This window comes from Longibacter salinarum (assembly GCF_002554795.1).
GTDB lineage: Bacteria > Bacteroidota > Rhodothermia > Rhodothermales > Salinibacteraceae > Longibacter > Longibacter salinarum.
This window is the reverse complement of sequence record NZ_PDEQ01000003.1, coordinates 79,346-97,193: the sequence shown is the minus strand read 5'-3', so window position 1 is coordinate 97,193 and position 17,848 is coordinate 79,346. Positions and strand designations below refer to the sequence as shown.

The 17,848-nt window shown below is 62.1% G+C and carries 12 protein-coding genes; 3 read left to right on the top strand and 9 right to left on the bottom strand.

The annotated features are described in order from the left end of the window. The 4 genes from CRI94_RS06760 to CRI94_RS06745 all read right to left on the bottom strand — a co-directional run bounded on the left by CRI94_RS06760 (window position 1) and on the right by CRI94_RS06745 (window position 3,738). Window positions 1-726, bottom strand: a complete 726-nt coding sequence (locus CRI94_RS06760; RefSeq protein WP_179862191.1) for a phosphatidylserine decarboxylase family protein — start codon at window positions 724-726, stop codon at window positions 1-3. 58 nt (window positions 727-784) lie between these two features. Next, a complete protein-coding gene (locus CRI94_RS06755) occupies window positions 785-1,420 on the bottom strand; it encodes a nitroreductase family protein (RefSeq protein WP_245846101.1) in 636 nt (211 codons plus the stop codon). Window positions 1,421-1,664: 244 nt separating this feature from the next. Further along, window positions 1,665-2,630 (bottom strand): DUF6263 family protein, encoded by a 966-nt coding sequence (locus CRI94_RS06750; protein WP_098074929.1) that lies wholly within the window; start codon window positions 2,628-2,630, stop codon window positions 1,665-1,667. A 121-nt stretch (window positions 2,631-2,751) separates the two neighbouring features. Next, entirely contained in the window at window positions 2,752-3,738 is a 987-nt protein-coding gene (locus tag CRI94_RS06745) for a DUF6263 family protein (RefSeq protein ID WP_098074928.1), read from the bottom strand. A gap of 368 nt (window positions 3,739-4,106) precedes the next feature. On the opposite strand from CRI94_RS06745, the gene CRI94_RS17650 reads away from it, so the two are divergent. Continuing rightward, window positions 4,107-4,244, top strand: a complete 138-nt coding sequence (locus CRI94_RS17650) for a hypothetical protein (RefSeq protein ID WP_179862190.1) — start codon at window positions 4,107-4,109, stop codon at window positions 4,242-4,244. Window positions 4,245-4,516: 272 nt separating this feature from the next. Here the strand turns inward: CRI94_RS17650 and CRI94_RS06740 are convergent, their stop codons facing one another. After that, a complete protein-coding gene (locus tag CRI94_RS06740) occupies window positions 4,517-7,021 on the bottom strand; it encodes a tail fiber domain-containing protein (RefSeq protein ID WP_098074927.1) in 2,505 nt (834 codons plus the stop codon). Window positions 7,022-7,106: 85 nt separating this feature from the next. Further along, window positions 7,107-9,377, bottom strand: a complete 2,271-nt coding sequence (locus CRI94_RS06735; RefSeq protein ID WP_098074926.1) for a tail fiber domain-containing protein — start codon at window positions 9,375-9,377, stop codon at window positions 7,107-7,109. A gap of 441 nt (window positions 9,378-9,818) precedes the next feature. Here CRI94_RS06735 and CRI94_RS06725 point away from each other — a divergent pair, with 441 nt between their 5' ends. After that, complete coding sequence (locus CRI94_RS06725) at window positions 9,819-10,394, top strand: sigma-70 family RNA polymerase sigma factor (RefSeq protein ID WP_098075231.1); 576 nt, start codon at window positions 9,819-9,821, stop codon at window positions 10,392-10,394. Window positions 10,395-10,479: 85 nt separating this feature from the next. Beyond that, window positions 10,480-13,065, top strand: a complete 2,586-nt coding sequence (locus CRI94_RS06720) for a serine/threonine-protein kinase (RefSeq protein WP_098074924.1) — start codon at window positions 10,480-10,482, stop codon at window positions 13,063-13,065. Window positions 13,066-13,230: 165 nt separating this feature from the next. Here the strand turns inward: CRI94_RS06720 and CRI94_RS06715 are convergent, their stop codons facing one another. The 3 genes from CRI94_RS06715 to CRI94_RS17645 all read right to left on the bottom strand — a co-directional run bounded on the left by CRI94_RS06715 (window position 13,231) and on the right by CRI94_RS17645 (window position 17,771). Further along, window positions 13,231-15,321 carry a WG repeat-containing protein gene (locus tag CRI94_RS06715; protein ID WP_098074923.1) on the bottom strand — a complete coding sequence of 697 codons (2,091 nt, stop codon included), beginning with the start codon at window positions 15,319-15,321 and terminating at the stop codon, window positions 13,231-13,233. Window positions 15,322-15,392: 71 nt separating this feature from the next. Beyond that, window positions 15,393-17,204, bottom strand: coding sequence for a tail fiber domain-containing protein (locus CRI94_RS06710; RefSeq protein WP_098074922.1), 1,812 nt, complete (start codon window positions 17,202-17,204; stop codon window positions 15,393-15,395). 324 nt (window positions 17,205-17,528) lie between these two features. Next, window positions 17,529-17,771, bottom strand: coding sequence for a hypothetical protein (locus CRI94_RS17645; RefSeq protein ID WP_098074921.1), 243 nt, complete (start codon window positions 17,769-17,771; stop codon window positions 17,529-17,531). Window positions 17,772-17,848: the final 77 nt, after the last annotated feature.

Below are 17,848 nucleotides of genomic sequence, written 5' to 3'. Positions count from 1 at the left end.
TCACGCGTTCGTTTCGGGGGCGGGCGTCGAATCGGAGAGCGACGCACCAGAGACGACACCGGCAGCATCGGGAAGCTGTCCGAGCACCGTTTCACCCGCCGTGGTCCGATCGCCGACATCTGCGTTGACCTCGATGTGAGGCGGCACGTGCACATCCATTCGCGACCCGAACTTGACGATGCCAAAGCGCTCACCCGCTACGACCGAGTCGCCTTCTTCGACGTGGTACTCGATGCGTCGGGCCACGGCTCCCGCGATCTGCTTAAATAAAATGCGCGTGCCACTTTCGTGCTCCATGCCGATCTCGGACCGTTCGTTCTTTTCACTGGCCTTCGGATGCCAGGCAACGAGATAATCGCCAGGCACGTATCGGACGTATTCGATCACGCCGTTTGCCGGCACTCGGTTTACATGCACATTGAGGGGTGAGAGAAAGATCGAAATCCGCGTCGACGGTCCCTCGAGGTAAAGCGGTTCCTCCTCCTCGACGATCTCCACGATCTTCCCGTCAGCAGGAGCGACGAACGCACGTCCCTCTCGAGCCTCTGCGGGAGCTGAGCGGTCTGGATCCCGGAAAAAGTAAAGGGTGAACGCAATCACACCTGCACCAACGAGCAGGAATGGGGCGCGCCACAGCCAGGGATCAAACCATAAGGCGCCAGAGCCAATGAGGAGACCGAGCACGACGGCGCCGGCAATGATGAAGTAACCTTCGCGAGCAAACACGTTCAGATACGTCGAAAGATCAGGGGGAGATAAGCAGGAAATGCGTCTGGCGCCGCTTCTACATACGCTCAATAACGCGAGCCGGTGTGCCATAGCCGGCAGCGTCGAAAAAGATTTCACTCAGCGATTTTCGGGTTCGCTCTCCTCGTTCACGTTCGGCGAGCGTCTCGGATAGATTGTCCGGATCACCGAGATATCCGATGGCCAGACCCGTGACCGGCTCGACATCATCGGGCAGATCAAACGTTTCGCCAATAACATCTGGCAAAATGCCCGCCATCTGATGCACGTAGAGGTCAAGCTTTGACGCCTGCAACGTCAGGAATGCACTCGCAGCGCCAAGGTCGTGCCGCGCATAGCGATTGGGTTTGCCATTGCGCGAAAACGTGGACTTAGCAAGGCCGAGCATCAGCACCGGGGCTGTCTGTGCCCACTCACGATTGAATTCGTTCAGGCAGTGGAGCACGCGCTCGTATCCGTCGGAATCGTCTTTCGTTGCAACGACGTACCGCCACGGCTGCTCATTGAATGACGACATGGCCCAGCGGGCGGCATCGAACAATTGTCGCAACGCATCGTCCGGAACCGGCTGGGCAGAAAAGGCGCGCGGACTCCAACGCTTCTGAATTTCTTCGAGCACTCCGGCTCCGACGTCAGCACGTTTTGCCTCGGACAGATTCTTAGGGTCGACCACGAAAAGAGGGCAGGTTTATTCCGGTTGCAGCGGCACAGCCGGCACGTGCACTGCGCCTGCTGCGGAGGTACAGCGTGTACCTGTGCTTGGTCCAGAAGTTCGATCTCGGGGAGCGTAAATACGTCGATTGGAGACGACGAGGCGAGATTGACACGACCCATCCGAGAGTTTCATAAAACGAGGTCGCCGCCCATCCCGGACAGCGACCTCGAACACCACAGTCTACAACGTGATGATGTCGGCTCTATTTCGGCTCTCCGAGGCCTGTGAGCGTCTGAGTCGATGTCCCGGTAATTGACATCTGCATGTCCATGGTACGACCCTGAGCGTCGATGACAGCGTCCGCCTCCATGTTCTGATCCAGAGCGACATCTGTCATCATACCAGAGACGAGATCGACTTTCGCGGTGCCGATCATCGTGCCCGTCATATCCATCGTCATTTTTCCGCCGCCCATCTCCATGGGTTCGGCATCATCCGGCGTGTACACATCCATTTCCACGTCGAGATACGCCGTGTCGGCTTCTACGCGCGTCACTGTATATGTCGATTCGGTCGTCATCGGAAACGCCATCTTCATTTCACTCTTCACATCCCACGAGTCACCAACAGCAACGGGATTTTGCGGGTAAAATGTGAAGGCCTGCATGTTCTGGGTGAAGGACTCCGGCGTCAGCGATTCCTCCAGAATCTCGCGCTGCGCATCCGTCATCGCTTGGTCCTGCATCCGCTTTACGAGGGCATCAACGCCTTCGACCCGTTCAATTTGGCCCTTCTCGGTCATCGTGAAACGGATCGGAACGTCGATCATCGCGGTCATCTGCTCGCCGATCTGGGCGGCATCCTCCTCGTTGTCCGTATCGAACGTCTGCGTTCCCGCCATTGGATTCTTGGTCTCACCGCGGACGCGCTGCAACGTCTGCTCAATGGTAATCAGGCCGTCATCGGAGCGCGAGATGACGTCGTACCCGTAGTCGTACGTCATGGACTGCTCCATCTGCATGTTCTGCCCCATCATCTGCATGTCGACGGATTGGTCCATCGCCATGGTACCAGAGAACGACTCTCCTTCATTCACTCGAAGACCGAGGATGTAGGCGTCTCCCTGTTTCCAGGCGGGAGCCGAAGATGACGAGCATCCGGCGACAGCGAAAAGCGTTAAAACGATGGTGAGCACGCCAAGCGTGCGAAAGCGAGAAAGAAACGTCATGAGATGACCGAAAAGGGAAATGGGAAAGAGTATATGAGTTAACACGCGGCCCGAAAGCCGAATGCGTAGTATCTGCACGAGGATAGAGGGTACATGTCCCGTGCAGTGAAATGCCACCACGTTACGGTATTGCTTCCGACGGCGATTGTACGTTCGCCGTTTGTGAGATTGTGGATGTGAGCGTAACCTGAGCCTTGAGATCCCCCCCGCCGGATCGTATAACGCCGTCCCCGCTAACACGCTGCTCGACCGTTCGCCGAATCGGAAAGCCCGTTCGGCGGTGAAGCGCGGAAGACACGGTGCGTGTCCCGCTCAGGTCGACGTCCTGAAATGGACCGTTTATAGAACCGCTGACGCTGTCAACCGGCACGGACTGCACGTCGCCGCGCCCACTGATAAATGCCCGGTGTCCCGTCAGCGAATCAAGACGCATGGAGCCGTCGAAACGAATCGGTGCGAGGAACGACGTTGTGGCGTGAACGGTCCAGGTGGACCCCGGCGCCACGGGCTCGCTCGTGTAGGCAGGAAGATCAGATTCGTACTCTTGAGCCAGTTCCTCGGTCGGAAATGCATTCCGGAAATAGGCACGGATTGAGTCCCGCTCCGTCCGCGATTGCGCTCCCGACAGATCCGCCATATTGTTGTACAGAGCGTCCATTCCACCCGTGATGGTGATCTCGCCCGTTGGCGTGATACGCATCCTTACGGGCACATTGGCCAGGGCCGCCATGCGAACGGCCAGATCCGATTGCGGCACGGCGTCGGGATCGTCGCTATCGTACTGCTCGAACGAGTCCGGCCCTTCTTGCGTCAGCTGAAAACGTGTCGTCGTAACCTGAACGTCGACCGTCCCGTCGGAAGACTCCGTACCGACCCGCCATTCGGTGTTCTCCTGAATGGTCTGCATAATCTCGACCGTCTGGCCCATGATTGTCATCTCAATCGTCTGGTCCAGTGTACTCTCGGTCGTAAAAACGTCGCCATCCGACGGGGTGAGCAAGAGAGGCTGCGGGGTTGCAGCATCCGCCCCCTCCTCAGCGCCGCTGCAGCCCGTCAGAACCACCGCGCAAACCGCGGCAAGTACCAGAAGCCAGCGCGTGCGAGACATAGGGAAATCCGATCACCTAATGAGAATCGTTGCATTAAAATTAGCATACAGATTGAGGCCGAATGCAATACGTGGCCTCCATCCACACGACAACTTCACCGCGTGGGGCTCCAGACCTTCCACTCCTTCAATCGCACTGCAGAGTTCAAGAGCTCGAACCTCCTTAGCTCAACATCAAAAAAGCCCGCCCAGAGTTCCTGAGCAGGCTTTATTACGTTTGCCCCCGTTTCGGGGAGGTGAACATTAGGCATCTCCGATATTCGCCCTACACAACGGGAAGAGCAAATACGGTGATCTCTACGCAAGCGACCTCAAACGTATGAAGGATCTAGAAGCGGAGAATGCCCAGCTCGAGACGATGTAAGCTTGTGTCTTACATCCCCGATCACGGTCTGCTTGACGCGATCGGGCATCGTGTCACACTGGAGAACCATCCGGTCGAAGACCTCTGCCGCGAACGCACGTACCAGATTGCTGCCAACCTGGAGCGGAGCCTCGATGCCTAGCGGGCCGCCTCCGAACGCTTCGTAGACCGTCTCTCACCGGAGGAGGCGCTCCAAATAGCGGGACTCACCACAAGGTAGGAGTATTCTGTTTTCTCCACTCCGATGTGGGTGGGAGAAAGAAAAACCGAACGGGCCACGCTGAGTCGGATGGATTCGGTAAAGAAGGCCTCCCGACGTCTCGATGGCCCGTCCAGGCTCTATTGGAGACGAAACGTGATTAGGCATCGAAGGGGGCGACGTCCGACGGCAGCGATCCCACGCCGTGCTTGCGGCTACCGGACGACGGTGATCTGTTCGGTGCGTACCGTGCCCGCGGATTGCAGGCGTACGAAGTACGTCCCACTCGACAGGCGGCTCGCATCAAAGGTCGTCTTCTGCCGGCCCGCGACCTCTTTTCGGTTCACGAGCGTGGTGACCCGCCGGCCCAGCACGTCGAACAGGTCAATGCGAACCGACGCCTGTTCCGGCACCTCGTACCGGAGGGTTGCCTGGCCGCGCACCGGGTTTGGGGCTGCACCGTGCAGGACCAGCGTCTCGGGCGCGTTCACCGCGACGACGATCGGGTCGCTCAGCGTCGCACTCCCGTCCATGTCGACCTGCCGGAGGCGATAGGTGAGCGAGTCGGCCTCGAACGGGAGATCCGTGTCGGCAAAGCGGTAGGATTCCGACCCGGTGGTTGTGCCTCCCGCAGCCGCCGACTCGACGAAGCCGATCTCCTTCCAGCTCCCATTCGGAGCGTGGGCCCGGCGCCGCTGCACCTCGAAGCCGGCGTTTTGTTGTTCGGAGATAGTTGCCCACTGCAGCAGGACGCTGTCGTCGGAGCGGGTGACCTCGAACCCGGCCAACTCCACCGGCAACGGCTGGCTTTCGTCGCCAAGCGTCCAGCGGCTAAAGGAGTCGATGCCGCCGAGGGTGACGGTGTTGGCCGATGCGTCGCGGCTGTCGTAGCCGGCCGTGGTGTACGTGCTGCCGCCGTCCTCCGAGCGGAAGAGAACCAGGCTGCTTTCACTCAGCCCGTTGAGCTCGGCGTCGACATATGTAAACTCGAGGGTCGCATCCAGGCCGCTGTTATTCTGTCCCGGCTGGATGTCGTAGTAGCGCGCGATGCTCTCGTTGTTGTTGTCGGTCTGCACGGCGTGGCCGCGCACAATCGTCGTCTGGCCGAGGTCTTGGCTGGAGGTGATGACTGCGCCAAGGCCGGCCACATCGACGCTGGAGGGCGCGTTGACGGTACGTGTGGCGGTGACGACGCCGGTGCCGCCGGTGAGCCGGGCGCCGGAGGATTCTTCTTCCACAAGTACAGTGTTGGTGCCGAGGTCGAAGACGCTGCCGTTTTCCACGCTCACCGAAGCGCCGTTTTGAATGGTGACCGTCTGCGCCGAGGCCGGCGCGGTTCCGAGGAGTAGCGCCCCCATACCTGCCAGGACCAACAGGGAGGCGGCGTGCGGCGTGCCCCACCGCCGGACGGCCACAATGCATCCGCCGAGAAGTAGGAACCCGAGTAGCCCGCCTGCCGCCGGACCCCAGCCCGCGGTTTGCGATCGTCCTTCCTTCAACGCATCAACCTCCGCCTGCAGCGCGGCGATCTGCGTTTGCTGCCCACGTAGCCGCTCGATCTGCTCCTTCTGCTTTTGAATTTGCGCTTGCTGCTCCTGGAGACCCTTCAGCAAGACGGCGGTGAACTTCGAGTACGAGACCGAGAGGTGCCCGCTTGCCCCTTCGCTCACGAGCGCGGGAAACTGCGCCTGCACCTCCTGCGCGATGAGACCGATCTGCTCGCCCGACGGATGGGTGCGCTCGTCTTTGAACTGGAAGCGGACCGGCTCAATCTCGTCGAGGGGGGCCAGGACGCTGGCACCGAGCGGCCGGATCTGTGTCTTGAGGCGGCGGTCGGAGTTTTGGGTGAGGCTGCCTGAGATGGTGAGATTGCCGGTTCGGTCGAGCACGAGCGCGTCGGAACGGTCGTCAGGATTGGAGATGGTGTCCTCGCCGTTTCCGACGACGAACAGGGTGTTGTCGGGAGAGGTGTTGGCGTCGTTGTACGCGCCGACGGATAGGGACTGATCGGTCTCCGCAATCGTGTTATCCCCCATCGCCGTGGAATGTGTGCCGTTGGCTTCGGCGCGACGACCCATCGCGGTAGCATCAGTCCCGCTAGCCGTCGTTTCGAAGCCCATCGCCGTGGACTGGGGGGCGGTGGCTTCCGTACCGTCGCCCATCGCGGTGGCTGAGTTGCCACTGGCTTCTGTACCGTCGCCCATCGCCGTGGACTCGTCGCCGCTGGCCGTCGTGCTCACACCCATCGCCGTGGAATGTTCACCACTGGCGATCGACAGGCTTCCCATTGCTGTGGACTCGTCGCCGCTAGCCTCCGTATCTCGGCCCATTGCTGTGGAAGCTGGACCGCTGGCTATGGGGTCGGAGCCGAAAGCCATTGAGTATAGACCGATGTTTGCGTCGTTCCATTCCGTAGCGTCCACATCTCCGGCGCGTAACGCGCCTTTTGCAGGATGCCACATCATCCGTGTGCCTTCTCCTTCTGCGGGAATTGTGCCGTTGAAGGAATCGCCGTAAGCGACGAAAGCGCCGTCCTCGAAGACCGTCTGCACCGAGTCGCCGGCGGCGTTTTCGATGTCGGTGACGGGCACTGGCTGGGCGAGGGCCTCACCGGTCGGGGCGAGCGCCAACACGAGGAAAACGGCGAAGGCAAACGTCAAGAGGGAAGAGCGATCCGTGGACATGGTTGGGTCGCGATGGTTTTCTAGTAGAGCGTTCATGGCGTGGGTCGTTGGGGCGAGGAAGATTTTCGGTATCAGTCTGCACTGGCGTGCGATTATCCGTTCGTACGAGCGCTGGACGATGTCATGCGCGCTTTTGCCGTTGCACGAACAGGCCGAGGCCCAGCAGTCCAAGGGCGAGCAGAGCCGCAGCCCACCACGGCCCCCCTAGTGCGGCCAGGCGTGACGTGTCCTGCTGCTCCAGCTTTGCGAGCCGTGCTTCAAGCTGGTCGATGCGGTTCGCCTTCGCCTCCAACCGATCGATCTCGGCCTGCTGCTCCTGAAGGCCCTTCAGCAAGACCGCCGTGAATTTCGAGTACGAGACGGAGAGATACCCGCTCGCGCCCTCAGTGACGAGCGCGGGAAACTGCGCCTGGACCTCCTGCGCGATGAGGCCAACCTGGGTGCCCGAAGGATGCGTCGCTTCGTTTTTGAAGCGGAAGTGTACTGGTCGAATGTGACCAAGCTTGCCGAGAATGCTGCTGCCGAGTGGCTGGATCCGCTCTTTGAGACGGCGGTCGGAGTTTTCGGTGAGCGTACCGCTGATTTCGAGATCGCCGCTCTGGTCGAGCACCAAGGCGTCGGAGCGGCTACCAAAGGAGCCGTTGCCAACGACGAAGAGCGGGCCTGTGCTTGGGTCGCTGTCGTCGTTCCCCCGGTTGGCATCGTTGTAGACGCCGATGGAGAGTGAATTATCAGTCGCGGCATTCGTAAATAGGCCCATCGCCGTGGACCGGATCCCGGTCGCGGTCGTTCTTTCACCCATCGCCGTAGTGTTGAGACCGCTGGCAGTTGTTTGCGTACCCATCGCAGTAGACGATTCACCGCTTGCGGTTGTGTTATCGCCCATTGCGGTAGATTTGAAGCCACTGGCTTTGGTGCCATTTCCGAAGGACATTGAGGCGAATCCAACATTGGTGTCGTCCCACTCATCGCCGGTACTTTCGGAGCCCCTGCCAACTACGCCGACTCGGAAGGCAGCCTTGGCGGGGTGCCACATCATCCGCGTGCCGGCCCCGGTGGCGGGAATCGCGCCGGTGCCGCTTTCGCCGTAGGCCGCAAAGCCTCCGTCCTCGAAGACCGTCAGCACCGAGACGCCGGCGGCGTTTTCGACGTCGGTGACGGGCACCGGCTGGGCGCGGGCCTCACCGGTCGAGGCGGCCAGGAGCCCCCCGATGACCAACAGACCCGTCCCCACCAGACCTGTCAGGGTGTTGGCACTTGACTGAGCTTGAACGCGCCGCCACGCGACAAAACCACCAGCAAGCAGTAAGATTGCAAGCAGGCCGCCGAGCGGTGCGGACGCGCCCCATCCTGCGTATGCGGCCTCGTCCTGCTCTTGCTGCTCCAGTTTGGCCAGCCGCTTCTTGATGCTCTCATTCTCCTTGCGCAGCGACGCGACCTTCGCCTGCTTCGCCTCTAACCGTGCGATCTCGGCTTGCTGCTCCTGAAGGCCCTTCAGCAAGACGGCCGTGAACTTCGAGTAGGAAACGGAGAGATACCCGCTCGCCCCTTCGCTGACGAGCGCGGGAAACTGCGCCTGCACCTCCTGCGCGATAAGGCCGAGCTGGGTGCCCGAAGGGTGGGTGCGCTTATCTTTGAAGCGGAAGCGCACCGGCTCGATTTTGCCGAGAGGGGCCAGGACGCCACTGCTGAGCGGCTGGATCTGCTCCTTCAAGCGGCGGTCGGAGTTCTCCGTGAGCGTTCCGGCAATCGTCATATTGCCGTCGTAGTCGAGCACCAGCGCATCGGAGCGGCTGCCGAATGAGCCGTTGCCGGCCACGAAGAGGGTGTTGTCGGCGGAGGTGTTGGCGTCGTTGTATCGGCCGATGGAGAGGGATTGGTCGGTCGCGGCCTCTGTCCGGTCGCCCATCGACGTAGACTCGTCCCCCTCGGCTCGGGTGAGGTTGCCCATTGACACGGCCCCGGTGCCGCTGGCAAGGGTCCCGTTGCCCATCGCCGTAGACCCGTTGCCCTTGGCACTCGAAGCTAACCCCATCGCTGTGGATCGTACCCCGGCGGCGTCCGTGTCCAATCCGAACGCGACCGAGTGTTCACCGACGTTAGCATCATCCCACTGCGTGCCGTCTACCTCTCCAGCGCGGAAGGCCGCCTTGTTGGGAAACCACATCATCCGTGTGCCGGCCCCGGTGGCGGGAATCGCGCCGGTGCCGCTTTCGCCGTAGACCGCGAAGCCGCCGTCGTCGTTGACGTGGACGAGGCTGTCGCCATCGGCGTCGTCTACGTTGAGGGCGCGCGTCTGGGCGCGGGCGTCGTTGGGCAGACAAACGAAGGCCAGTGTCAGAAGCGCAACGGTGAGAAGGAACGGAGTCGATCGTGAATAGCCTAGACTCATGACGAGGCGGTGTCATTCCAGAGAAAAGGGAAGCGTCTACGGTCACCGAGCGGTCGCACGGTGCACGAGGAGACGCGAAAGGAGGTGTGCGAAAAATGGCGCAATCGAGGAGTCGGCGTCGGCAGGCAGCGAACGCCCCTCGCCGCCATGAACATCCTGCACGTCCAGAGACGGGTGCAGAAGAACCGATACCTCCCTCACTATTACATGCAAGAAATCACCGTCAACTGGGTCAGGCATATCGGAGAAGCGTGGCTCTTTCACTTCTCGTTACATTATCGTGACACTTGAAGGCATCAAAATGCCCTGTGCGGAAGAAGAGCCGTCGCACCGTGGATGCAATTGAGACCGACGCTTCGTTGTTTGCGCACGCGGTACGCCCCGCCAATGGGCGAAGAAATCCCGAATCCTCCGCTGGTTTTCAGAACACTGCTGCTCCCTATGCCCAATTCTCCCAGCACGGTGACGCACCTGCTGGAGCGTCTTCGCGAAGAGGATCGTGAAGCGCTCGATGCGCTGCTGCCGCTGGTCTACGACGAATTGCACCGACTGGCGCACCTCGAACTGCGCGGCGAAGGCCCCGACATCACGCTGCGCACAACGGCGTTGGTGCACGAAGCCTACGGCAAGCTCGTCGATCACCATGCGGTGGACTGGCAGGGCCGCTCCCACTTTTTCGGGGTGGCGGCCCGGGCGATGCGCCAGGTTGTGATCAACCGCGCGCGCAAGCGGCAGGCACAGAAGCGGGGTGGGGACGCCCCCCATCTTACGATCGACGAGGGCCGGATCGCTGTCGACCAGCAAGCCGATCGTCTCGTTGCGCTCGACGAGGCGCTCGACCGTCTCGCTGCCATTGACGAGCGCCAGAGTCGGATCGTCGAATGCCGCTTCTTCGGTGGAATGACAATCGAGGAAACCGCTGCCGCACTCGACGTCTCCCCCTCCACCGTCAAGCGTGACTGGCGCACGGCTAAAGCCTGGCTGTCCCGCGAGATCAAGCGAATGGAATCGGCGTGATGACGCCACAGGCGTTTGCCTCTACGTACACGCCTTCACTCACTGACAATTCCGAACTCCTGCATTTCCCCAATTCCCACGTGCCATGACCCCCGACCGCTGGAATCGTGTGAAAGACGTCCTCGACGAAGCGCTCGACCGTCCGGCAGGAAAAGAGCGCGAGGCGTTTCTGGACGAGGCCTGCGCTGGAGACGAGGACCTGAGGGTGGAGGTGGAATCACTACTGGCCGGTAACGACGGGGAGGTCTCCCGCTTTCTGAGTGAGGGGATACCACAGGCGGAACGGGCCGATTCCCTGTTCGGGAGCGAGGCGGCGCTCGACGACGATGCTCGAATCGGGCCGTACCGTCTCAACGGGTTGCTCGGACGCGGCGGCATGGGAGCCGTCTACCGCGCCGTCCGTGCGGATGGCCAGCACGAGCGTGAGGTTGCCCTGAAAGTGATTCGGCCCGGCTTGCCCTCCGAAAACATTGAGCAGCGCTTCCGGGCGGAGCGCCAGATCCTGGCCTCGCTGGAGCATCCGGGCATCGCACGCCTCTACGACAGCGGCCTTTCAGGTGACGGGCGCCCTTATTTTGCGATGGAGCGCGTTGACGGCACGCGGCTGGATCGCTACTGCGAGGAGGCCGCTTGTTCTATCGATCAGCGGCTCCGGCTCTTTGAAAAGGTGGCCGATGCCGTTGCTCATGCGCACCGCACGCTCGTTGTCCACCGCGACCTCAAGCCGTCCAACATGCTCGTCACCGCCGACGGCTCCCCGAAGCTGCTAGACTTTGGCATTGCCAAGCTGCTGGACGACGAAGCGATTGTGGACGCCCCTGTCACGCGCACGGGTCGCACTTTGATGACGCCTGCGTATGCTGCCCCCGAACAGGTGCGCGGCGAGGCAATTACTCCGGCCACCGACGTGTACGCGCTCGGCGTCGTGCTCTACGAACTGCTGACGGGCCGGCGGCCCTATCGCTTCGACAAACGCACGCCGAGTCACATCGAACAAGTCATCTGTGAAACCCGCCCGGAGCCTCCCTCGACGGCGGCCGCGCGACGGGACTCGACGGCGGACACTCCCGAACCGTCCTCGTCTCCCCTTCCTCCACCCGCGCGCCTGAAGCGCCGCCTCCGAGGCGACCTCGACCGCATCATCATGAAGGCGCTTCGGAAAGAACCGTCTCGCCGCTACGCCTCAGCTGCCGAGTTTGCCGAAGACCTGCGTCGCTACCGAGAGGGGCTGCCCGTGGAGGCCCGCCCCTCCACGTGGCAATACCGCGCAAGCAAGTTCCTCCGTCGTAACCGCTGGCGCGTGGCCGCTGCCGCCGTGCTTGTACTGCTTCTGGCTGGATATGCCACGACCGTCACCGTGCAGTCGCGCCGCCTCGCCACCGAGCGTGACCGGGCACAGATGCACGCGGAGAAGGCCGAGCAGGTGTCCGCTTTTCTGACGAGCCTGTTCGAAGCTGGAAACCCCAATGTCGCTCAGGGGGACACGATTACCGCCCGAGAGCTGCTGGCGCGCGGCGTCGAGCGTACCGAGGCGCTTGCCGACCAGCCGGCCGTCCAGGCCGAGGTGCAATCTGTCATCGGGCGCGTGTATACACAGATGGGCCGCTACGCCAAGGCCACGCCGCTTCTCGAAGAAGCATTGTCCACGCGCCGCGCCCTCCCGACCGACGACCCCGCTTCTTCTGAACAACTGGCCTCCAGCTTGCACAACCTCGGGGCCAACCAGCAGGTGCTGAACGAGGTCGAGCGGGCCGAGCGCCTCTATCGTGAAGCGCTGACGTACTGGCGCACCTTGCCGGACGCCCGGCGCACAACGATGGTCGAAACGCTCAACAATCTGGCCGGCATTCTCCGCGCGCAAAGCGACTACGACGCTGCCAGGCCGGTCCTGCGCGAAACAATTACGATGGCGCGACGGCTGGACGGTGAACGAAAGGAGGTTTTGCCCGTCGCGCTTGCCAACCTGGCCGAGATCCGTCATCGCGAAGGCGACTACCCCGCTGCCGACTCGCTCTATCGTGAGGCGCTCGAGATGGGAACGGAGGTGATGGGAGAACATCATCCGTACGTCCTCGTCGCCCGGAGCAATCAAGCCGAGTTATACCGAGAATCGGGACGTCTCAACCGAGCCGAGGAACTGCAACGCGCCGTGCTGCAGGTACGCCAGAGCCGCTACCCCGAGCACGCCGTCCGCATCGCGCTGAGCCGAACGGCGCTGGGCCACACGCTTCGCGCCCAGGATAAGCACGACGCGAGCACGCCGGTCTACCGGACCGCTCTGACGAGTCTGCGTGAGCATGTGCCAGACAACCACGTCTACGTCGCTGACGCGCTCAATGGACTGGGCGCCGCCCTCATCGCCGCCGGGGCGCCTGGTCAGGCGGATTCACTTCTTCGCGAAAGTCTCGCCATCCGCAAAGAAAAGCGCGGTCCTCAAAGCTGGGAAGCCGCCGAGTCAAAAAGCTTCCTGGGCGCGTCCCTTGCTGCCCGGGAGCGCTACGCCGAGGCCGAGCCACTGCTGCACGACGCCCACGCCACACTCCGGCGCACGCGCAGCTCCGACGACCCGTACACCCGACAAACCCTCCGACACCTCGTCCAGTTCTACGATGAATGGGGCAGGCCAGACCAGGCGGCTGCATGGCGTGACTCGCTGGCTGTCGCAAATTAGCGGGTCGTGTCGCATCCGGAATGGGTCATGGCGCAGGTTGGGGATGCGTTCAGAGAGGGAAAAGAGTCTCTCTCGGAGCAATGCCGGTTCACCTGTCAAGCCCGCGCAGCATCTCGATGATCGCCGGGTCCATCCCCATCATGCAGAGGGACTTTTCTGCCGCTGCTATTGCGTCTGCACTCTGACTTGCATCGTCTCCACCGTGAGGTGGTCGAGCAGCGTCTGTACGGCCGTGCGAGCATCCGACGGGTCTTCGGGCGGGCGCAGGATGGATGCGAAAATCAGCGTGTCGTCTGTTGTGAAGGCGAGGACTCGATGGATCGCAGGGTGGCCGTCTGCGTCGGTGCCGCGCATGGTGGCCGCCAGTGCGGCACGCCCGTTCACAGTCGTCTCGCTACGGGGCTCGGTGACGTCCGCTTCGCGTAGCGGAGGATCCTGGACGATGCTCTGCACGAACTGCTTCGGCGTCGGCCCGTCGTTGATCACCCCAAGCGTTATGACCACATTATCGGGCGTGACGAGGCGCGGCTCATCGTTGGTGGACAGGTCGACTCCGTTCCCAAATTGTTTCTGGGCGGCCTCTCTGCTGCGCATGACGACGATGCTTTTCAGAAGCGAGTTCATCAAGCTGAGGTCAACCACCGCCCAGTCTTCGGGATGAGCGAAGGCCACTTGCGCACCGCCGACCTCCGCCGCGTAGGTGGCGAAGCCGTCCGGGGCGTTCACAGGAGGTGTGGGGGCAGCAGCCGTTTCGGGGGCATCCTGCGCGAGCGTTTCGATCTGATCCCAGTCCAGCGCACCCAGCGCGCTGCGGAGATCCTGAATGGGCGGTCCGTCGGGGGGAGCGGTAACCGAGACGACCAGGGCGCCGGGGTCGATCACGACGAAAATCTGCCGTTCGTCGCCGTCAGGCGTTCGCTCGTAGGCGGCATGATCTCGGTACGTGGTTTTTATCATGGCTTCCTGCACAGTCGCCCCTTGATCCATCTTGGCGCGTGCTTCGCTCCAGCCCGTGCGAACGCGGCCCAGCCTCATTTCGAGCGCTCCCGCTTCGCCTTCGTAGGTGCTCTTCACGTTGGGCTTGTCGCCCCCGAGGTTTTTCTCCACGTCGGTGCGCGCGAAGCCGCCGGGGAGTTCGTCGGGCAGCAGGGCTTCGAATCGGGTGACGAACGGGTCATCGGCATTCGAAGATGTTTTCTCTTCGGCAGGAGCCGCCTCTTCCACCGCTATCGGCGCTTCGGCCGCAGCGGGCGAGGCAGGAGCCGGCCACACCTTTTGCCCATCCCGGTCGATATAGATCCAGTCCCCGTCGCCTACGCTAGAGGAAAGGGTGACGTGATTTCGCATCTTGTCGCTGATTTCCGTTGCCGCACGCGCCAGCGGCCCACGGAACGGCTCAGCATACGCGAATTTTTTCTCGAAAGCCGGCTCTCCCTCCGCGTCGATGTACGTCCACCTGCGGCGCTCTCGCTTCACAGGGGCCGCGCCGCTGGCGAACCGATGCACGCGTTCGAAGTCCGGCTCAACGACCCGTCGGCCCTCCACATCGATGTAGCCCCAGGATTCGCCGAATCCCGTTTCCACGGCTACAACAGCGAGGCCGTCCGAAAAGGGCAATGCTTCCGCAAATTGCGGCTCGATCACCATGTCACCCTGTTCGTCGATGTAGCCCCATTTCCCGTGCACGAACCCGCCCGTCTGTACGGGGGCCAGCCCGTCGGCATAACGCCCGCCGCCCGAGAACTGCGGCTCCACCACGAACTGCCCGTCCCGGTCGATGTAACCGAACATTGGTTGTCCACGCTTCGGGTCTTCGCCGGTGGCGACGGCGGCCCGGCCTTCGGAGAACGCATGGGCCTTGTCGAACTTTGGGGCGATGACAACGGCCCCGCGTTTGTTGATGTATCCAAATGGGCCGTCGGGATTCGGCTGTATGACCGCGCGGCCTTCATGGAAGGAGCCAACGTGTGCAGCAGCCCCTTCCAGCACCACCTCGCCGGTCGCGTCGATGAACTTCTGCTGATCCCCTTCCCTAACGCGTGCGCGTCCATCAGAGAACGGCTCGGCCTCGTCGAACTGCGGCGAGATGGCCATCGTCCCGGTCGAATCGATGTAGCCCCACGCCCCGTCCTGGTAGACGGGGAAGCGGTTGGGCGCGTCTTGCGCGAGCGTCGGCCGCCCGGCAAAGACAAGGATGAGTAGCGCCGGCAGCAGGGCAGCGCATCGAAACGAAGAGGAGGAGGGAAAATCTGACATCGGACGTGGGGGGCGGAAGGGAAGAAGAGTCGAAACGCGTTCACGGGAACGGATGAAAACTAACCACCACACTACCGAACCGGATTAAGCGCCAGTCCCATCGTTGTGAGCCTCACCTTGCCGTCCAGCGCATCGCCCGCCGGGACAAGCGCCACGACAAGGCCGCGCTGCCCTTTTTTCAAGTTGCCGAGCAGGCTCTTGGCCGTTCCGCGCCGGCCAAGAGCCTGGGCCTCCCGGGACGTGAACGAATGGGTAGGGGAAAGCGCATCGCCCGGGAAGAGCGTATCGCCGGGAAATAGGGTATCACCTGGAAAGAGTGTATCGCCGGGAAAGAACGTGCCGGTTGCGTGCCCACCGGGTTTCAGCTTGAATGGGTCGCTCTGGAAGCGCTCTCGCACGTCGCCATTGCCGTCGGTAAGAAGCATCACCAGCCGCGCCTTGACGGGGCTCGATCCTTTATAGACGAAGCGCGTGTGCTCGGCCAGCAGGCGGTGGATCCACAGGTTAGGATTTTCGTCGCCCCCTTTCATTTGCCGGGCGTCGCGGTTTAGCCGCTCATAGGCCTCGCTGTCTGCTCCGGCTTTTTGGAGGACCTTCAGGGTTTTGTGGCCCTCGTCCGTGAGCTCCACGGCGAAGGTGGCCTGGGCGTGCGCAACCGGGGCAGCGAGAATACTCCCGATCACCAGCAGGCCCGTTGCCAACAGACCTGTCAGGGTCTTGATGCTTGAAAGAGCGTCGAAGCGCCGCCACGCGACGACACCACCGGCAAGCAGCAACAGCGCGAGCAGGCCGCCGAGAGGGGCCGACGCGCTCCATCCTGCGTACGCGGCAGCGTCCGTCTCTCCCTGCTCCAGCCTGGCCAGTCGCTTTTTGATGGCGTCGTTCTCCTTGCGCAGCGACGCGACCTTGGCCTGCTCCGCCTCCAGCCGATCGATTTGCTTCCACTGCTCCTGGATTTGCGACTGCTGCTCCTGTAGGCCCTTCAACAAGACGGCCGTGAATTTCGAGTACGAGACGGAGAGATACCCGCTCGCGCCCTCACTGACGAGCCTGGGAAACTGCGACTGCACTTCCTGCGCGATAAGGCCGAGCTGGGTGCCCGAAGGGTGGGTGCGCTTATCTTTGAAGCGGAAGTGTACTGGTCGAATGTGACCAAGCTTGCCGAGAATGCTGCCGGCGAGTGGCTGGATCTGCTCTTTGAGACGGCGGTCGGAGTTCTCCGTGAGCGTGCCGGCAATCGTCATATTGCCGTTGTAGTCGAGCACCAGCGCATCGGAGCGGCTGCTGAATGAGCCGTTGCCGGCCACGAAGAGAGTATTGTCGACGGAGGTGTTGGCGTCGTTGTATCGGCCAATGGAGAGGGATTGGTCGGTCGCGGCCTCTGTGCGATCGCCCATCGACGTAGACTCGTCCCCTTCAGCTCGGGTGAGGTTGCCCATTGACACGGCCCCGGTGCCGCTGGCAAGGGTCCCGTTGCCCATCGCCGTAGACCCGTTGCCCGCGGCACTCGAACTTAAGCCCATGGCGGTGGATCGTACCCCGGTGGCGTCCGTGTCCAATCCGAACGCTACCGAGTGTTCACCGACATTGGCTTCGTCCCACTGCGTACCGGTGACTTCCCCAGCACGAAAGGCGGCCTTGTTGGGATACCACATCATCCGCGCGCCTTCGCCTTGGATAGGAATCGTGCCGGTGCCTTCTTCCCCGTAGGCCGCGAAGCTACCGTCCTCAAAGACGGTCAGCACCGAGTCGCCGGCGGCATTTTCGATCTTGGTGACGGGCACCGGTTGGGCACGGCCGTCATCGGGAATGCAGACGAAGGCCAATGTGAGAAGCGCAACGGCGAGAAGGAACGGAGTCGATCGTGAATAGCCTAAACTCATGACAATGCGGTGTCATTCCAGAGAGAAGAGGGAGTTTCTGCGGTCGCCGAAGGGTCGCACGGTGCGCTGGGCCGACACGAATGGAGTGGCGCAAGCGAGGAGTCGGCGTCGGCAGGCAGCGAACGCCCCTCGCCGCCATGAACATCCTGCACGTCCGGAGACGGACGCAGAAGAACCGATACCTCCCTCACTATTGCATGCAAGAAATCACCGTCGAATGGGTCAGGCACATCGGCGGAGTATAGCTCATTCGGCGGCAGTTACATTATCGTGACAACTGGGTCCGCCAATATTTCCGTTGTGGAAGAACTGTCGGGGTACCGCTCATGCGACCGAGATCGCCACCTCGTCGTTTGTCCACGGTCCGCCCGCCGATGGGCGTAGAAATCCTGCGTCCCTCCGCTGGTTTTCAGAACGCTGCTGCTCCCCGTGCTCAATTCTCCCAGCGAAGTGACGCCCCTGGTGGAGCGTCTTTGCGAAGAGGATCGCGAAGGCGATTACCCCGCTGTCGACTCGCTTTATCGCGAGGCCCTGGAGATGAGACCGCAGGTGATGGGACAGCATCATCCGTACGTTCTCGTTGCGTCGGGGAGCCCACAGCCAAGTCCGACGCCCCGCTCCATACGTTCCTTCAGGTCCGAAAG

Coding starts and splice junctions, on each gene's coding strand:
- CRI94_RS06750 (WP_098074929.1), bottom strand. CDS start 2,630: ATGACGTTTCTTTCTCGCTTTCGCACGCTTGGCGTGCTCACCATCGTT.
- CRI94_RS06745 (WP_098074928.1), bottom strand. CDS start 3,738: ATGTCTCGCACGCGCTGGCTTCTGGTACTTGCCGCGGTTTGCGCGGTG.
- CRI94_RS06740 (WP_098074927.1), bottom strand. CDS start 7,021: ATGAACGCTCTACTAGAAAACCATCGCGACCCAACCATGTCCACGGAT.
- CRI94_RS06735 (WP_098074926.1), bottom strand. CDS start 9,377: ATGAGTCTAGGCTATTCACGATCGACTCCGTTCCTTCTCACCGTTGCG.
- CRI94_RS06725 (WP_098075231.1), top strand. CDS start 9,819: ATGCCCAATTCTCCCAGCACGGTGACGCACCTGCTGGAGCGTCTTCGC.
- CRI94_RS06720 (WP_098074924.1), top strand. CDS start 10,480: ATGACCCCCGACCGCTGGAATCGTGTGAAAGACGTCCTCGACGAAGCG.
- CRI94_RS06715 (WP_098074923.1), bottom strand. CDS start 15,321: ATGTCAGATTTTCCCTCCTCCTCTTCGTTTCGATGCGCTGCCCTGCTG.
- CRI94_RS06710 (WP_098074922.1), bottom strand. CDS start 17,204: ATGAGTTTAGGCTATTCACGATCGACTCCGTTCCTTCTCGCCGTTGCG.
- CRI94_RS17645 (WP_098074921.1), bottom strand. CDS start 17,771: ATGATGCTGTCCCATCACCTGCGGTCTCATCTCCAGGGCCTCGCGATA.